Annotated in this window: 18 protein-coding genes; 13 read left to right on the top strand and 5 right to left on the bottom strand. The window is 40.3% G+C overall.

All coding sequences use genetic code 11. The features are described 5' to 3' along the window. Positions 1 to 442 precede the first annotated feature (442 nt). The 3 genes from AAGA18_14820 (at position 443) to AAGA18_14810 (ending at position 3777) form a co-directional block, all read left to right on the top strand. Entirely contained in the window at positions 443 to 658 is a 216-nt protein-coding gene (locus tag AAGA18_14820; protein ID MEM9446614.1) for a hypothetical protein, read from the top strand. 5 nt (positions 659 to 663) lie between these two features. Beyond that, positions 664 to 3333 (top strand): hypothetical protein, encoded by a 2670-nt coding sequence (locus tag AAGA18_14815; GenBank protein ID MEM9446613.1) that lies wholly within the window; start codon positions 664 to 666, stop codon positions 3331 to 3333. A 120-nt stretch (positions 3334 to 3453) separates the two neighbouring features. Beyond that, positions 3454 to 3777, top strand: coding sequence for a hypothetical protein (locus AAGA18_14810; GenBank protein MEM9446612.1), 324 nt, complete (start codon positions 3454 to 3456; stop codon positions 3775 to 3777). A 291-nt stretch (positions 3778 to 4068) separates the two neighbouring features. Here the strand turns inward: AAGA18_14810 and AAGA18_14805 are convergent, their stop codons facing one another. Continuing rightward, entirely contained in the window at positions 4069 to 4302 is a 234-nt protein-coding gene (locus AAGA18_14805) for a hypothetical protein (protein MEM9446611.1), read from the bottom strand. A 96-nt stretch (positions 4303 to 4398) separates the two neighbouring features. On the opposite strand from AAGA18_14805, the gene AAGA18_14800 reads away from it, so the two are divergent. Beyond that, positions 4399 to 4632, top strand: coding sequence for a helix-turn-helix transcriptional regulator (locus tag AAGA18_14800; protein ID MEM9446610.1), 234 nt, complete (start codon positions 4399 to 4401; stop codon positions 4630 to 4632). 8 nt (positions 4633 to 4640) lie between these two features. On the opposite strand, the gene AAGA18_14795 is transcribed toward AAGA18_14800, so the two are convergent. Next, on the bottom strand, positions 4641 to 4832 hold the full coding sequence (locus AAGA18_14795; GenBank protein MEM9446609.1) for a helix-turn-helix domain-containing protein: 192 nt from the start codon (positions 4830 to 4832) through the stop codon (positions 4641 to 4643). A 163-nt stretch (positions 4833 to 4995) separates the two neighbouring features. Here AAGA18_14795 and AAGA18_14790 point away from each other — a divergent pair, with 163 nt between their 5' ends. Genes AAGA18_14790 through AAGA18_14765 form a run of 6 tightly spaced genes read left to right on the top strand, consistent with a single transcriptional unit; the run spans position 4996 to position 9454 of the window. Beyond that, on the top strand, positions 4996 to 5676 hold the full coding sequence (locus tag AAGA18_14790; GenBank protein MEM9446608.1) for a recombinase family protein: 681 nt from the start codon (positions 4996 to 4998) through the stop codon (positions 5674 to 5676). A gap of 53 nt (positions 5677 to 5729) precedes the next feature. After that, positions 5730 to 5867: a hypothetical protein gene (locus tag AAGA18_14785; GenBank protein MEM9446607.1), complete on the top strand. Its 138-nt coding sequence runs from the start codon at positions 5730 to 5732 to the stop codon at positions 5865 to 5867. Continuing rightward, complete coding sequence (locus AAGA18_14780; protein MEM9446606.1) at positions 5864 to 6013, top strand: hypothetical protein; 150 nt, start codon at positions 5864 to 5866, stop codon at positions 6011 to 6013. Before AAGA18_14785 ends, AAGA18_14780 begins: the two co-directional genes overlap by 4 nt. Continuing rightward, positions 6010 to 7647, top strand: a complete 1638-nt coding sequence (locus AAGA18_14775) for a hypothetical protein (GenBank protein MEM9446605.1) — start codon at positions 6010 to 6012, stop codon at positions 7645 to 7647. The genes AAGA18_14780 and AAGA18_14775 overlap by 4 nt, the downstream gene beginning before the upstream one ends. Positions 7648 to 7667: 20 nt before the next feature. Next, entirely contained in the window at positions 7668 to 8540 is an 873-nt protein-coding gene (locus AAGA18_14770) for a tyrosine-type recombinase/integrase (protein ID MEM9446604.1), read from the top strand. After that, positions 8537 to 9454 (top strand): tyrosine-type recombinase/integrase, encoded by a 918-nt coding sequence (locus tag AAGA18_14765; protein ID MEM9446603.1) that lies wholly within the window; start codon positions 8537 to 8539, stop codon positions 9452 to 9454. The genes AAGA18_14770 and AAGA18_14765 overlap by 4 nt, the downstream gene beginning before the upstream one ends. On the opposite strand, the gene AAGA18_14760 is transcribed toward AAGA18_14765, so the two are convergent. Next, positions 9408 to 11213, bottom strand: a complete 1806-nt coding sequence (locus AAGA18_14760) for a tetratricopeptide repeat protein (protein ID MEM9446602.1) — start codon at positions 11211 to 11213, stop codon at positions 9408 to 9410. The two genes, AAGA18_14765 and AAGA18_14760, sit on opposite strands and share 47 nt — an antisense overlap. A gap of 118 nt (positions 11214 to 11331) precedes the next feature. Between AAGA18_14760 and AAGA18_14755 the strand changes: the two genes are divergently transcribed. Continuing rightward, the gene (locus AAGA18_14755; GenBank protein ID MEM9446601.1) at positions 11332 to 11676 is read left to right on the top strand and encodes a hypothetical protein; all 345 of its coding nucleotides are present in this window, start codon (positions 11332 to 11334) and stop codon (positions 11674 to 11676) included. Positions 11677 to 11740: 64 nt separating this feature from the next. Here AAGA18_14755 and AAGA18_14750 read toward each other — a convergent pair whose 3' ends face one another. Next, complete coding sequence (locus tag AAGA18_14750; protein MEM9446600.1) at positions 11741 to 12424, bottom strand: hypothetical protein; 684 nt, start codon at positions 12422 to 12424, stop codon at positions 11741 to 11743. 88 nt (positions 12425 to 12512) lie between these two features. Between AAGA18_14750 and AAGA18_14745 the strand changes: the two genes are divergently transcribed. Continuing rightward, positions 12513 to 16205: an RHS repeat-associated core domain-containing protein gene (locus AAGA18_14745; GenBank protein ID MEM9446599.1), complete on the top strand. Its 3693-nt coding sequence runs from the start codon at positions 12513 to 12515 to the stop codon at positions 16203 to 16205. Between the two features lie 14 nt (positions 16206 to 16219). After that, the gene (locus tag AAGA18_14740; protein ID MEM9446598.1) at positions 16220 to 16489 is read left to right on the top strand and encodes a hypothetical protein; all 270 of its coding nucleotides are present in this window, start codon (positions 16220 to 16222) and stop codon (positions 16487 to 16489) included. A 131-nt stretch (positions 16490 to 16620) separates the two neighbouring features. Here the strand turns inward: AAGA18_14740 and AAGA18_14735 are convergent, their stop codons facing one another. Then, positions 16621 to 16914, bottom strand: coding sequence for a hypothetical protein (locus tag AAGA18_14735; GenBank protein ID MEM9446597.1), 294 nt, complete (start codon positions 16912 to 16914; stop codon positions 16621 to 16623). Between the last annotated feature and the right edge of the window lie 111 nt (positions 16915 to 17025).

Genomic DNA, 17025 nt, shown 5'->3' with positions numbered 1-17025 from the left:
ACCAAAACAACCAACTACGACAAGCCCTTTCGACCAGTTCAAGACAAGCCGCTTGAAGTCAATAGTGTCATACCTCCTACGACTACGCTATCTATGACTTTACGAGTTTTTTCCTATGGCGCTTCCATTGACGCTTACATTTAGAAGCAAGGTTTGGTATTCGGCGATCAACGGCATTCAAACTTATTCACGAGGGTAAGATCCAATCTGCCCTTTTGCGGAGAGGTTCCCGTGGCGGACGCAGGCTCGTTTGTGTTCATAGTGTAAGGAACTATCTAAATCAATTGTCAAAAAACTCTCGACCGAAAGGAAAAGTCCTAGAGGTCTGTAAATAAATAAAAAACAACCCCAACTAATGAAGGCCATCAGTCAGGGTTAGTCTTATTAAATCGGTATTCTAAGACTATCACTTGTGGCTGTGTTCTTCAAGAAAGGAAACCACATGGATAAAGAAAAAATAGTCAGAGCCAAGTTATCACTTGGAACACTCCTAATGGCTAAATCACTAGTAACTGAAGCTATGGCTAGTGTGAAAGATGCAGAATTAAATGAAGCCTTAGAAGCCGCTAGATTAGCTGACAAGGAATTAACAAGAGCGCTTAAGAAGGCTGGGATTGGAGGTCATATCTACATTCCTCCTCAACAAGGAAGGAATTAATAGCTATGATTGAAATAAACCGCAAACAAGGTATCGAGCTGATCTATGAAATGGGGCTTAAAGCAAGACCACTTGAGCCCCTAAGTATGAAGCCCGAAGGTAATATTGATTTGAAGCAGTGGTTGGCGAAGTGTGATACAAACTATATCCATGACCATGCCAAAGCTAATCTATCCAATTACGGAGTTATGCCAGGGCAAAGCTCGCATGTTGTTATTAAGCATGATTTAAGGAAGAAAGATAATGATATAGAACTCGTTCAAGAACTATATGGCGAATTTCCAGAAACTTTTACAACCGAAATTCCTGATGTTGAAAAGAATTACTACTTTAGATGTTCAAGTAAAGTGGTATCAAAGAGATTAACGGATAGCTGCTATCTTGTAGCCGGAAATGATTATGTCTTGGCGCCTGGGGGACGAATTGACTTAGACCATGATGGGAAAGCAGAGGCATACTGTAAGATAGTAAATGATCAGGATATTGCAGAAATACCTGAAGGCTTCTTTGACCTATTAAAGCCAGTTGAGGAGGATTCAAAAAACCTCAGTGACAAGCCGGTCGAAATAACAAGTAAACGGTCTAGAGTTCAAAAGCTTCAGGAAATTTTCGGTTCGGATGTGCTTTTACTTCATTGGCCTTTAGGGGTTAAGGGAAGTCCCAGGAAATGGAGACATCTCATGCTCGATGTAATGGATGACCCCGTATACTTGAAAGAGCTTGAAAGCGGAAATATTGGTTTGGCTACTGGAGCTAAGAGTAATGGCCTCTGCTGTGTTGATATTGATGACGACAGCTATCTTGAAAATTTTTTAAAGGATAATCCAGAGTTCAAAGCAACAACTCAAGTAGTAGGAAGTAAAGGTGTGAAGTTTTTCTACTATGAGACTGGAGAGCTTCCTAAGAATCGAAAACTAAGGCACCAGGGTAAGGATGTTGGTGATTTCTTATCTACAGGAAAACAAGCCATTGTATTCGGCAAACATCCAGAGGGAATGGATTATAAAATAACCTGCGGGAATCCACCTATTGAGTTCGATTCTGGCAATCTTAAAGGTTTTGATATTAAGGATCAAAAGAACAAGGATGCTAATGCAGAGCTAGAAACAGAAAAGCCAGTTGAATATGTTCCTGAAATAGAGCTTCCAGGTGAAAACCTCTCCATATCAGATTGCGCCGAAAAGCTCTATACCGAGATAGCGAAAGGAAAACGCATCTTTTACCGTGGCGGGGGCTTATGCGAAATTTTGGAAACCGAAGAGGGATATAACTTAGCTACAATAGATCCTCATGCGTTCCGTTCACGTATAGAAAGCTACGTCAGAGTCGTTAAGCAGAAGAAAGACAAGAAGGTCCAAGCGGTTTGTCCTGATACGACTGCAAAGGCTTTAATGAAGTCTCAGGAAGCTCGGGAAATTCTTCCTAACATAAGTTCCGTGGTTAATTGTCCTATTCTAACATACAACCAAGAGGAGGTTAAAATTCTAGAACTTGGCTACCATCCTGAGTGTGGGGGCGTTTTTATTACTAAGGAGGTTGAAGTCCCTGAAGTTCTTTTCTCAGAGGCTAAAGAGGCAATAGAGAGTCTTTTTGCTGAGTTTGATTTTCAAAGTGAGGCGGATAAGTCACGAGCGATTGCATGTTTATTAACTCCTGCATTGAAGATGAGCGGTCTTATAAAAGGCTCTATTCCGCTTCAAATTATTGAGGCAGATCATTCACAAGCAGGTAAGGGCTATCAACAGAAAATTGTGTGTGCCGTTTATAACGATAACCCTCGTGTGGTGACTCAGAAGAAGGGCAATAGTCCAGGTAGTTTGGATGAGTCATTAGCCAACGCCCTAGTTAAAGGTAGCCCGTTTATACAATTAGATAATATCCGGGGAAGAGTGGATTCACCCATGCTTGAAGCCTTTATGACAGCTTCAGGAAGCTTTGGTTGTAGAACTCCTTATAAAGCTGAGATAGATGTTGATCCACGTCGTTACAATTTAATGCTGACTTCAAACAGTGCTCATTTGACTAAAGACATGGCCAATCGATCTAACATCGTTCGGATCAAAAAGAGGTGTGGATATGCTTACAAAAAATACCCTGAAGGTGATCTTGTAGATCATGTTAGAGCAAATTGCGGCTACTTTCTTGGCTGTGTGTTCTCGATCATCATCGAATACATCAAACAAGGAACACCGAGAACTAAGAACACTCAGCATGATTTTAGGGAGTGGGTGCAGAGCTTAGATTGGATTGTGATGAATCTTTTTGATCTGCCTTCCATTACAGAGGGGCATCAGAAAATTCAGCAAGATTCGGTAAACAGCAACGACAGATTTTTAAGAGAAGTAGCTATAGCTCTTAAGAAGACGGGTCGACTTGGTATTCAGGTTCAAGCTAGCGATATTGTAGGAGTCGCAAATGTTGCCAATACAGAGATCCCAGGGCTCAGGGAAAATGCCAGCGATGAAGATGCCGCGCGCCGGGTTGGCATGATCATGAGTCAGGTTTTCGAGAGCACAGATAGGCCGCAGATTGACGATTTTAGCGTATCCAGGTTCTTGGGGTCCAAGCAAAGGCCCGAGGGCAAGGGGTCAACGCAAGTGAAGCTATATGCTTTTACAGAATCGAATTCAACCTACTTGGATATTTTTAACCCCATAACCCCCACAACCCCATAACCCACATAACTACATATAATGGAGAATCTAATTAAAATATAAAAAATATAATCTCTTATTAGGTTTATACTTGTGGGGGTTGTGGGGTCCTGGGGTAACAAGAAAGAAGAAAAATAGAAAATGGACAAGCTAGATAGAGCGAAAGCATACATGCGCAAGATGCCTGAAGCCGTTTCCGGTAAAGGTGGGCATAATACGACTTATCGCGTAGCCTGCACCGTCATACAGGGCTTTGACCTAGACGAGCATGATGCGAGGGAGGTGATGGATGAATATAACCAGCGACTGGATGAGCAATGGACTGAGGAGGAGCTTGAGCACAAAGTTAATGATGCGCTAAAGGCTGAAGGACGAAAACCAAAGGGTTATTTGCTTGGACCTACTGTAAAGAGAAGAAAAACTCTGCCGCCGGTAGAGAGTAAAAGCCGAGTAATCCGTCTTTAGTTTTGCATATGCTAAACTAAGTTACACGGGTAATAAGGGCTACTTTTCTGAAAAACCTCTGCAAGAAATGGAGTGTTGAAGCTTCTCGTTTAGGCTATTTTAAAATTATGCTTTGTTGCGCTCTTGAAAGGTCGGAAGTACCCTATATAGGAAACTAGCAAAAGTAGTTGGCCAAGGAAGTAAATTTCAATCACTTCAACTTGTTGAAAAATCCATAGGATTTGTGTGCGGTCAGGCTATTTTGAATTTTAATGATGGCTAGTCATTTTTGCCATACAACGGTCATTGAAATCAGGACTTTTTCTCTTCCGATAAGCCTTTAGCCAAGAATGCGAAGAACATGGGGGCAAAGAAACCCGCGAGTTTCCATAGGGGGTATAGAATTATCATCATTAGAATAGCTGCCCACCAAGGGGCTGGAGATGCCCAAATCGCAGCCCCAATAAGGATGACCACAATATCACTAAAAATAAGTGCAGATATAACGCTAAGCGTTGTAAGGATACCGGATAGCACGCTTTTCATGATTTCTAAGATAAAACCCTGAGATCGCATCTGGCAAGACAATAACACGCCCATTATTGGCGTAACGTGTTTTTGAGTATCAGTCATGCTTGATGCATGCGAAAGGATGCAGATCGTAAGAAATTAGCTAAAAAGCTAGGGCGTAATATCGCGCGTGCTCGGAGTGAAGCCAAATTGACCCAAGAGAAGGTGGCAGAGCTTACTGACATCCACGATAGACATTTCCAGAAGATTGAGGGTGGAGAGGTTTGCCCATCCTTCCCGCTGATCGTAGAGATCAAAAAGAAGCTTAAGGCTGAGTGGTCTGATATTTTGAAAGGGATAGGATAACTATAATCCTAATCTTTGAGTATCCGGCTGAGGATACGGTCTAGTTCTTTTGCTGCCAAACCTCTTGGGACGTATTTACCCTGTTCCCATGATTGAAGCGTATGTATGCTCAAATCATATTTCTTAGCAAATTGACTCTGGCTTAGGGCAGCCTTTTCTCTGGCAGCTCTCAAACGTGTAGGCAATTTTTTTCCGTCCATAAGTATTATTCAGTCAAAGAGTTAGATAAAATAAGCCAGCTCCTGTCCTTACTATAATTAAATGTTACTTGACCATCGTAGTAGCTACGAGTAAAAATATTGTCGTAGTAACTACGATAGTAAGATTGTTGTAATGCATTGTTGATAAATAGGTTAGAATGTTATGAATAAACAAAAATCGATTGGCTATTGTCGTGTATCCACTGATGAACAAGCCCGTGAAGGTGTCTCCCTTCTCGCTCAGCAAGAAAAGATCAAAGCGTATGCTCTAATTAAAGATTTAGAGCTTATTGAAATAGTTTCAGATGCTGGACTCTCGGCTAAAGACTTAAATCGTAAGGGGCTCCAAAAAGCTCTATGTATGTTGCAGACTGGGGAAGCTAACCACTTGATCGTATACAAGCTCGATAGATTGACTCGTTCTACGAAGGATCTGCTTAGCTTGGTCTATGAGAAATTCATTCCTCATAATATAAGTCTTCACTCAATAACAGAGACCCTCGATACAACTTCAGCCAATGGCAGGTTCTTTCTGACCATGTTAGGGGCAATGGCCACCTGGGAGCGCGAGACAATTCGTGAACGCACAAGAGACGCTTTGAGCCACAAGAGGCAACAAGGCCAGTGGAGTGGCAGAATACCTTATGGATTTCGTATTGATGAAATTGGATGTCTTGTTGAGGATCAACAGCAGTTTAAGCAAATCCAAAGAGTTAAACGTCTACGCCGTGATGGTTTGAGTATTCGTGAGATCTCCCGTCGCGTGGATCTATCAATTGCCACTATTCACAAACTCATTTCAACCAACCTTAGAACCCTAAAGAACCAATATTCAACGACTTAAACAAATTGCCTGTTAGTAAAACGGACGGTTTACGAACACTTGGAGATTATCATATGCCTAAAGACATTGCCAAAAAACAACTTACGTTGCTTCTCATCCGGCTGATGGAATACGCGCAGATAGAAGAACAACAAGCCCAAAGGCTCAAGCAGATCGTCTTAGACTTAACCAAGCAACGGGACAAGCTATGAAGAAGAAGCCCAAAAGCCCACAAGATAAGGTCAATGAGATTTCTGATAAGTTGGTTGACTGGCTCATAGAGCACGAGAATCAGCACAGTAAACAAACTGAAAAGCTTCAGAAATTGCTGCGTAGGCTGGAGCAGGTTAGTAAATGAAACCAGCAGTGGAACAGCTAGGGGATGGCATTAATGTTTCATTTGCAAAAAGAACCTATCAGCTAAGAGCCATTGAAAAGCCAAGTCCTGGGCGTTTGAGATCCACGGTTAAAGCCGTCAATGATGAGACTAAACGCCTTCATATCGATACGATCGATTTCTATCTATCCCGATCCCGTAAAACCTTTATTGGTGAAACAGCCCGTCTTTTTTCGGAATCTGCCGAGGTCATCGAGTCAGATGTCATCAATCTCATGGAAATAGTCGAGAGCTATGTAAATCAGCAGTTATCCGATCAACTGCCAGAGACGCCCGTTCTATCTAAAGCAGAAGCAAAGGCCGCAGCTTCATTTGCTAGGTCTCCTAATCTGCTAGATAAGATACTTGCTGACATTGCTAAGCTTGGCTTTGTAGGAGAAGAGGAAAACAAGCTGGTGGCTTATCTGGCTATGACATCCCGTAAAATGGACGATCCCTTAGCGTTGCTTGTTTTATCAGGCAGTGGAGCGGGCAAGAGTCATTTACAAAACACCATTCTATCTCTCTGTCCTGACGAGGATTTGATCAGCCTAACGACTCTTAGCGAAAAAGCCCTGTTTTACAAAGGTAAAGATACGCTTAAAGGCAAGGTTCTAGCATTGGAAGAGGAAGCTGGGGCTATGAACGCATCATATGCCCTTCGTAATCTTATCTCTGCTAAACGTCTGGCCATTGAAACGACTGTCAAAAACCCACTCAATGGCAATCTAGAAACTCAGACCAACATCGTAGAGGCCCAAACAGCAGTCTTTCAAACCACTACCAAACCGGAAAGTGATGCAGAGACGAGAAGCAGGTTTATTATTCTGAACATTGATGAATCTGCCGAACAAACCAAGGCCATACTAGAGGCTCAGCGCAACAGTCATACCCTCGATGGCTATCTATTCAAACAGAAGAAAAAGGTTGTGATTGATCGACAACACGCATTCCAGAGACTTCTCCAACCCATAAAGGTAGTCAATCCATATGAGCCATTGTTAGAGATTCCACAAGACAAGCTATCGCTTCGCCGTGATAACCCCAAATACCTCAACCTTAACCTGGCCATTACCTTTCTTCATCAGTTCCAAAGACAAAAGAAAAGTCATCCCGAGATCGGTGAGTATATCGAAACAACTCTAGCTGATATTGAACTAGCTAATCGCCTTGCTGCTCGGATCTTCCAAGTTGATGAATTGTCTGGTCCTAGTAAAGTGCTGCTGCAATACATAACGGACTATGTAGCTAATCAGGCTAAGGAGAAAGAAACCACTCAAGATAACATCAGATTTACTCGTAGAGAGCTACGTGAGGAACTTGGCTGGTCAGAATATCAGCTCAGAACGCATATCAAACAGCTAACAGATTTAGAGTATCTGATTAGACTTCACGGCAAACAAGGCCAACTCTACAGCTATAAGCTCATTGGTAAAACGGTCTCTCATTCAGTCCCTTGGCTAAGACCAATAGAGGAGATCAAAAAGGCAGCAGCTTCGTTGAAGATAGGTTACTTCGAGGGTACTTCGTTGGCTCAGAATCCCGAAGTTAAAAACAGCGTAAGTCGTTGCCCCTCAACTAAAAAAAAGAGAACAGCTACCGCTTCGAGGGCCTGAGCGAAGGCATATATAGGTTTGTGGAGCACAGAAGAGTTTTGAATACGCCTCAATCAACTTTAAGCAACATGACCTATTGCCTTGGATACTTTGTAAAATATCTATCTGAGCAGAGCATTAATAGCTGGAAGCAGATAAATCAAGCGACCATCAAGAAGTATCAGCATTATATGACTCTTTGCGGTTATTCACGAGCTACACAGAAGAATCAAATCTATTATGTGAAGGGCTTGTTATCCTTTTTATATGAGAAAGGAATTATTTCTACTGACCTGGCTTCTGCATTTCAGACGCCTAAAGCTGTAGAGTCATTACCCAAGAATGTGTTGACTATATCAGAGGTAGAACAAATTCTTCAATGTCCGGACCTCTCATCGGCTAAAGGTATTCGAGATAGAGCACTGCTAGAAGTTATCTACTCATCCGGCCTTCGACTAAAAGAACTGGCTAACCTTAAAATTGATCATGTTGATTTAGATCAAGGACTATTGATTGTCGTTCAAGGAAAAGGAGCCAAGGACAGAATTACTCCGATTGGAGAAGTTGCCGTTAAATACTTGAGTCGATACATCAATATGACTCGAAAGAATTGGTGTAGTAAGCAGCCAACACAATATGCTCTCTGGCTCTCCAGTAGATTTGATCATTTGCCTCTTACAACGGATGCTTTAGCTAGATGTATCAGGGACATTGCTAAGCAGGCTTTGAGTAAGACCGTCTCTCCTCATGCTTTCAGACATGCTTGTGCTACCCATATGCTCAATTCAGGGGCGTCTGTTCATCATGTTCAAAAGCAACTTGGGCATAAGTCCATTACAAGCACGCAAGTCTATACACACTTGTCTATTAATGATCTAAAACAAACGCTAAGCAAAACTCATCCCAGAAAATGAATATCGATGAGGCAATCGGAATTTATGCTAGTCATTGTGAAGTGCTCAACTTCTCGCCTCAGTCCATTAAGGCACAGAACAACTACTTAAAGAGGTTTGGCAAGTTCTTGGAACGCAATAGTATAGCTGATGTGTTGAAAGTGACGGCTGATCACCTTCAGTTCTTTCAACAGGATCTCTACTACGAGAAGTCTGAACGTGGCAGGCAGCGAAGCGTAACCAACCAGACGCAGATATTGATAGCTGTAAGAAACCTATACAAATTATTACACAGCGATGGGCGTCTGAAAACTGATCCATCAGAGAACATTCAATATCCCAAGAAACCAGATAGACTGCCTAAGAGCATATTGACTATAAAAGAAGCTGAGAGAGTCATAGAGGCTCCTGATATAGAAACATCTCTTGGTTATCGTGATAGAACAATCCTTGAGGTCTTCTACTGCACAGGAATTAGACGGGCCGAATTATTGGCTCTCAAGCTGACTGATGTGAATCTTGATGATGAACTACTCAGGATCAATCATGGCAAAGGAGCAAAAGACAGAGTTGTTCCATTGTCTAAGACTGCCTGTGAATACCTAGCCAACTATATCAGTGGCATACGCCCTGAAATCCTCAAAGGCAAAGCTTGCGATGTGCTATTCGTATCCAATCGTAGGAATGGGCCAATTGGAGGAACAACCCTGGATACCATGCTAGAAAAGTATGGGCGTCTAGCTAGATTGAAGCAGAAACTCACGGCTCACGTTTGGAGACATACTTGCGCGACTCATATGGTGCAGAACAACGCAAACCTCAGGCACGTTCAAGAGATGCTAGGACATAGGTCGTTGGTGACGACAGAGCAGTATTTACGATTAACCATTACTGATTTGAAGGATGCTCATTCGAGGTTTCATCCGAGGAAGTAGTTATTTGGTTTTCTAGTTTAGCAATCGAAGCTTCCAGAGCTTTTGATTTATCAGGTGCGATGTCTTTAAATAACTTTACACATTCCTTATACTGCTCAATAGCTCCTTCAATGTTGTTGAGTTTCTTATATACATTTCCTAAACAATTTCTAGATATCGCAATTCCTTCGATACGCCCAAGTTTTTGCTCTATTGCTAAAGCTTGCTTAAATCTTTCTTCAGCCTTTGCGAATTTACCCTGTAGCATGTATAGTGTTCCTAAACTTCCAGTTGAATACGAAATTCTGTCATCTTGTTTTAGTTCCTTGTTGAGAGCCAAAGAATTTGCATACATTTCTTCAGCCTTTACTAAATTCTTTTGGCTTGTATAGACGATTCCTAAAGCAAAATAGCAACGTTCGCTTCTTTCCTTATGACATAGTTCAAGGTTGGCTTTTAATGCTTTATTAAGCATATCTTCAGCTTTTTGAAAATCTTGTTGATGTTGGAATATTGTTCCAAGGTTAAAATAACTGTGTGCCAATCCTTCTTTGTGTTTAAGGGAGGTATGAATATCTAATGCTTTAGTATACATTTTTTCGGCTGTTTTAAAATCGAAGGTAAGTTGATAAATAGTTCCTAAATTGCAATAATCACTGGCCATCTCTTCCTTGCAATCAAGCAGCTTATTGATTTCTAAGGATTTACTGTAATACTCTAAGGCTTTTGATATATTGCCTTGATGTTGATATGTGACTGCTAGATTGGCAAATATTGTTGCTAGCCCTTTCTTATCATCTAGTTCGCTATGAATTGCTATGGCCTTTTGATATGTTTGCTCTGATTTGATATGTTTTTTTTGGTGATGGTAGACTACACCTAAATTGCAATATGAATCGGCGATTTTATTTTTATCGTCTAATTTTTTGCTTAAGTCCAAAGCTTTGTTAAATAGTTCTTCGGCTCTCTTATAATTACCTTTTACTTTATAAACATTTCCAAGATTAGTATATATACGGAGGACTTGGAGCTTGTCTTTATTTGGGCTAATTAGACTAAGATATCTAGTAAAGGCTTCTTCTGCTTCATGTAAGTCACCAATTCTAATTGCTATCATGCCGAGTTGGTTCCAAGCATATATGTCCTTCGGGTTAAGATCCGTAGCCTTCTTGTAAGATAGAAGAGCTTTATCTGTATCGTGTAGGTAAGCTAAATCTCCAATACTTCTATATGCCTCAGCAGCTTCATTATTAGCAATTGATCCGTCTTGCTCTCGCTTAGCAGCTATTTTGGTATAAATTTCTTCAGCTTTTAAAGTATCTCCTTCTTTTAATTCCAGAAATGCTTGTTCAAGAGTAGGTCCACTTGAAACTTTTGATAGATTGTTAATGGTATTAGTCAAAGCCTCGATTTGCTCATCACGAGAACGTAGCTGTTCTTGGTAGAACTCCAAATGGCGATCATCCCTTTTGATTCTTTTTTCGTATAATTCTTCTGCAATAGATTTAGCTGATTCAAGGTCTGGTTTCGATTCTTTGGCAGTCTTATAGAATGCTAATAGAAATCCTAGGATTATTGGGATGACTGCGAGGTAAAACCCATATGTTAATATTGTCTGTAAAACAATGAAACCATGACTTTGGTCAATGGTTGGGATTTTATTCGATCCTAAAAATTGGTTGCTGAGAGCAAAAAAGAGCATTGCAATAAATCCACCTAGGACAAGGGGGTGCTTTAAATGTTTAGCAAGTTTTGGAAACTCTTTAATTTGATCAAGCACCTACATACAATTAAGTGAATCACTTTGAAGTTAAAGATAATTTAGGTTTGAATCATCTATAAACGATTAACAAAGCAATTGTTGCTCAAGGTAGTTCATTTGCTAGATTAGATTCGCGATGTCAGCTAGCAATTATAACTGGGTATGTTTTGACTGCAAGTTCGTTACCCGTCAGGCTAAACATTCTAAATTATTCCCCCAATGTACGTTTTGCGGAAAAGACTGCTATTGTCTTGGCTATAAAGTTGAAGTGCCTAAGAAAACGAACGAAAAAGCATGGAAAGAACTAAGAGACGAATGTAGTAGAAGAAACCTCGAATACATAGAAGCAAAAAATAAAAATACAGTTACTAGAAAGCATCAGCTTGAACAGGAAATCTGTCGCCTATCTGGTCTTGGAAAAAATGTAGATAGAATGAGATTGATAGCAAAATTACGTAAAGAGCTTGAATTATATAGTTAGACTGTTTCAGCAAGTAAAAAGTCTGTCTCAAAAGCACTCAATGATATGGTAGAGCTTGAAGGTTTTAAGAGTCCTGTTCTTTATCAATACGTTCCTTGATCCATAAGCACCAGCATAAGGGGCAAAAGACCCTGATATACCAATGTATAGAAGCAGGTATTAAAAATAGTAGAGCCCAAGTGCTGATCTTACTAATTGTATAAGCATAACCTATATCCAAATTTATTATGGATTCCAAAAAAATGTTGTTTAGCAAAGAAGGCACTAAAAAGGCTACTCCGACAAAACAAAGAATGGGCTTAGTAAAGTTATTTAGCTTCGTATAATGTTGGTGAAGTTGATTGATGTTTTTACCTGGGTCCAGATTCTTAGAGATGCAGAATTCTGAATAGAAGGTTGTGGCGTCATCAAATCGTTTACGTGGTGATAGCGAACCCCTAGGAGTTAAAATCATTATCGTTAGAACTAGTAACCAATGAGTTAAGATTATAGATATTAATATCATTTCGCTTAAAGGCGTTTGCTGAATACCAATAAGTTTCAATGAGAATCCTATAATCAAGCTAAGCGTGAGAATGATTCCAAATTCTATTATCAGAGCTGATAGTGGATATGAAAACAGCACTTTTTGAATTCTATTGATGTAGCCTTTTTTAACGCATAATCCATTAAAGGTCTCTAGCCAATTCTTTCCATTAGCTTTTTCAATGGCTCCAAACAATAATTTTCTAGATTCTGTTAATTCCATGCTATTTCTCTAAACAAAAATGAGCTATTTTTAAATTATAAAGTCAGATTTTATTTGTAACAAATATTGGTTTAGTTGATGTAACTCCTTGATTATCAACAGCGGCATAGGTAACAAACCTCGCTTTATCCCCGACCCAGGAGTCTACGATAGATTGGAAGTCGATAACATCTCTTTAAGCGTGGCTCCAAATGGAGAAGTTCGCCCTTACCTATTCGGCGGCGTCTTTGCCTACAACCCGGACACTTATCGCCTCATTACCAAAGACGGACGCGTCTTTACCTATAACGACGGTGGCTCATCAGGCGATGGCAAGCTGCAGTCCGTTAAGGATAGGAATGATAATCTGCTCACCTTCACTGAGAATGGAATCTTCCATAGCTCAGGATTGAGTATCCAATTTGTTCGCGACAGCGCCGGACGTATCACGCGCATAGACTATCCTGATTATTCAGATCCAGATGCCGCAACTCCTGGCACAGCCTCAATTCAGTATGACTATGATTCTCGTGGAGATCTTGTCAGACAAACTGATGCTGCCGGAAGATATGTGGACTTCAACTACTTTCCCATTGTTGGCGATCCCATCTTTGGTGATGCGCCCGATCACTTCCTCTATCAGATCCTCGATCCTGATGGGAATCCTGTGGCAGTGAATACTTATGATCCTGCTAATGGGCGTCTTGATACCATTACCGATGGTGAAGGTAACACGACCTTGATCTTTTATGATGAAGTTCAGAATACAGAGGCTCGCCAGATTGCAGTGACGGATGCGGACGGAGCAACTCAGAACCTAACTACTTTAACTAGGTATGATGATAGAGGGAATATCCTAGAGTATACCAATGAGAATAATGTGGTTTCAGTCAATGTGTATGGTGATCCTAATAATCCGGACCTACCGACTGAGGTTTACGAACCTGGTTATCCTACATTACCAATTGCTAGGACATTTGATAATAAAGGAAATATGCTAACTCAGACAGACAGACTTGGGAATGTCATGAGTATGACATATGACTCGTTTAGTAACTTAACTAGTGAAATTGATCAATTGGGTAGAGTCATAAAATATTCATATAACGATAATGGTAGGCTTGTCCAATTGACTGATCCTAAAACTAATTCTCTTAAGCTAAGCCGTGATGCTCTTGGACGTGTTAAAGATATTACTGATGGCGAAAATAGAGTCACTCAGTTTATCTACCCAAGTGTTGTTGATCCATTCCAGACGATAAAACCTGCTAAAGTGATCAGAGATGATTCCTCTACATTAGATTTGTTCTATAATAGTTACACACAAGTCACTAGGACTGTAAATGAAAGTGGAGATATACAAGACTTCTTCCCTGATGAGGCAGGGCTATTAACCAAGAGCAGAGTCAAAACGTCTACCGGTGATATTGACACAGATTACTATTATAATTTTGAGGGTGAATTAGTAAGGGTTGTTAATGCCCTTGGTCAAGAAACCTTGTTTGAATATGATCGGAATAGCCGCTTGATCTCACGCAAATACGCACCAGATCCAAGCCAGCCAGACATCTATGCTGAGACAACTTTTGACTATGATGAGCTAGGACGTCTGATTAGCATAACAGATCCTCTAAACAGAGTGACTAAACGTTTTTACCGTAATGATGGAGTGATCTCCAAGATTGTTCAGCCAGATAATACCGAGATCAATTTCGAGTATGATGCAGCCAAAAATAGAACCGCAGTGATAGATCCCAATGGTAACAGGACTGAGTTTGTTTACGATGGTAAGAATCGTATAGAACAACGTATAGAAGTTGTTGGGACAGAAAATAGAACAACATTATATGAATATGACAGTGTTGATAATTTAACTGAGATTGTAGATCGCTTAGGACGTGTTCGTAAATTCGTCTATGATAGTAACAACCAACTAATTAAAGAAATTTGGATAGCAAGCGATGGTTTGACAATTGTTAAGGAAATTGATCTTACCTATGATAATGCAGGGAATCTTGATTTAGCGAGCGATGAGGTTGCGAGTTTTGAATTCCAATTTGATAGTCGCAATAGAGTCGATTTTATGACAACAACATACACCGGCCAAGCTCCATTTACTTTAGATTACAGCTACAACGATGTATTACGACAACAGACAATTACTGATGGATCTGGGGTCAATATGCAGAGCATTATGGATGAAAGGGGGATACTGACAGATATATTTTGGCATGGAGGTGGAATTGCTCCCGCAAGTATAAAAATAGATCATAATGCCCTTGGTGATATCGAATACATTACGAGATATAATGCTATAACCCAAGATATAGCTAACGTTGTAAGTTCCACAGACTATGAATTTAATCGCGCTTTAGAAGATAATGGCGTAGCCCCTCAATTCTATAATGCCAGTGGACGTCAAGAGCTATTAGATAGGTTGGGTGCTACTGAAGCTATAGGTATCCTGCAAATTGAGCCTGCTCTTGATCAGTTAATTGAGCCGAGAACAAATCCATTAAGGAGAATAACAAAAGTTGAGCACCAAGATGCAGCTGCCTTGCCGTTACAGTCATTTGATTATAATTATGATGATGCAGGGCAGCTTGATGATGCAACTGAAAACTCTAAATTCATAGAATACACTTATGATCTAACCGGTCAGTTAACCGATGCGGTGAGACCTTCATTCCCAACTGAAACAGAGAACTTTGCTTATGATGATGCCGGCAATAGGACTTCAGCAAATAGTCAGAACTATACGTTGCAACTCGATGAACATAATCAATACGATCAAGTAAGCAACTATACGCTTTCGCATGATCTTGAGGGCAATTTGATTGCCAGGACAGACAACACTTCCGGAGAGGTGCAAAGGTATACATATGATCACAGAAATAGGTTGGCTCAAGTCATTAATGAAAGCTCTGGGGGTTCAATACTACAGACAGTTATTTATGAATATGACTTATTTGATCGCAGAATCAGAAAGCGAGTAGATGCTTCAGAGACAGTGTGGCATTACCAGGGAAATCAAATTTGGAAGGAAGACAATGGTAGTATTATAACTCATTACATCCACAATAATGATGGTGTTGACGATGTTCTAGCACGTCATCGATCTGGTAGTGGACTTGGTTTCTATCTCAAAGACCGTATTGGAACTGTTCAATCTATTACAAATAGCTCCGGTAACATAGTTTCAACAACTGATTATTCAAGCTATGGAGAAATTATTAATCAGACTGGTGTAGCAGAAGCTGATCAGTTCGGGTTCACTGGAAGAGAATGGGATAGTGAAGTCGGTCTCTATTATTATCGTGCTAGATATTATGATCCGAAGATGGGGAGATTTATCTCTCAAGATCCTATTAGATTTATGTCCTCAGAGTTTAATTTGAAACGTTATGCTGAAAATAGCCCTTGCTCTTACATAGACCCTCTTGGGCTAGCAAGCACAGTGGAAAAGAGTTTTACTCTAAATTTGAATACGTTAAAAGCTTCCCCAGGCGCTGCCAAAATCCAGTTTAGTAATGCAAATATGTTTTTGAAAATACTTCAAACGCCTAAGGGACCTGTTACGGTATACACTGAGGTATCAAGTAAAGGTTCAACTTTAATTTTGAGGAATTTCTCTATTGAAGCTTTTGGCAAGTATCCAGGAACCGCAGCTGCGAGACAAGTTATGGTTGATTTAGGATGGGCTGCTAAACAAGCTGGATATAATACAATACGTCTTGAGGCTGAACGTGTTGCTGGGGCGCTAACAGGTAAGAATCTCATTTATTTAATAACATTACTATAGTAATATATAAGTTTATGGATCTTGAAAAATACAATCCTTTAATAGCTGAATGCCAAAAACTCAAAAACTCTGGCCATACCTCTGAGCAGTTGGTCGTCTTTCTTAAGGAAAAAGGAATGATCAGAACAGAGTCATTATATATATTGACTCAAGTTCTTGGCATCGATGGAGGTGCTGCTAAGAAATTGGTTTTTGGGCATGATGTTTGGAAAGACAAAATTCAAGACGATGAAGAGTTTCATAAAAATATTGATGAAGCTTTGAAAGAATTAGATTCTTCTTGAGAAAATTTGACCTTTTTCTCCAAGCCCTGGCCACCCACCGAGAACCCGCCGGGGCCTTTTGGGAAAAAGATACATCGGTCTTGTGTGCTGCCAAAAAAAATAAAAAAAATTGGGGTTTGGAAAATTACTAGTTACCTCTGGAAGAGCTTGGATACAAGTTCACTTAGTTGATCAGACAATTTCTTGGGAGTCTTTTTCGTTTTAAGCTTGTAGGTCGTTTCGATCTCAGCGAGATGTTTTTCAATCTTCCAAGTAATCCGTTCTCGTTCTGGTTGGTCCCAAATCACTTTTTCTATGGCTATGACCTTTTCTATGATACGGGTCGTAGCTACAGTCGTTTTGTTTCTAATTCGCTGTTCTATTGCTGGGTTTATTTCAGGCTTAGGTTTAGGCGAAAAAAAGGGGTCAGACCTTGCTATTGACAACTAACTTGTGATACATATCCTATGTTTAGATGCCAAGACAACCACGAATAGAGTATGAAGGAGCCATCTACCATGTGATGAGCCGAGGGGATCGACGAGAGGCAATCTATT

The sequence above is a fragment of the Verrucomicrobiota bacterium genome, from assembly GCA_039192515.1.
Taxonomy (GTDB): domain Bacteria; phylum Verrucomicrobiota; class Verrucomicrobiia; order Methylacidiphilales; family JBCCWR01; genus JBCCWR01.
Note: the sequence above shows the minus strand (reverse complement) of the source record. Positions and strands in the feature narration are given on the sequence as shown.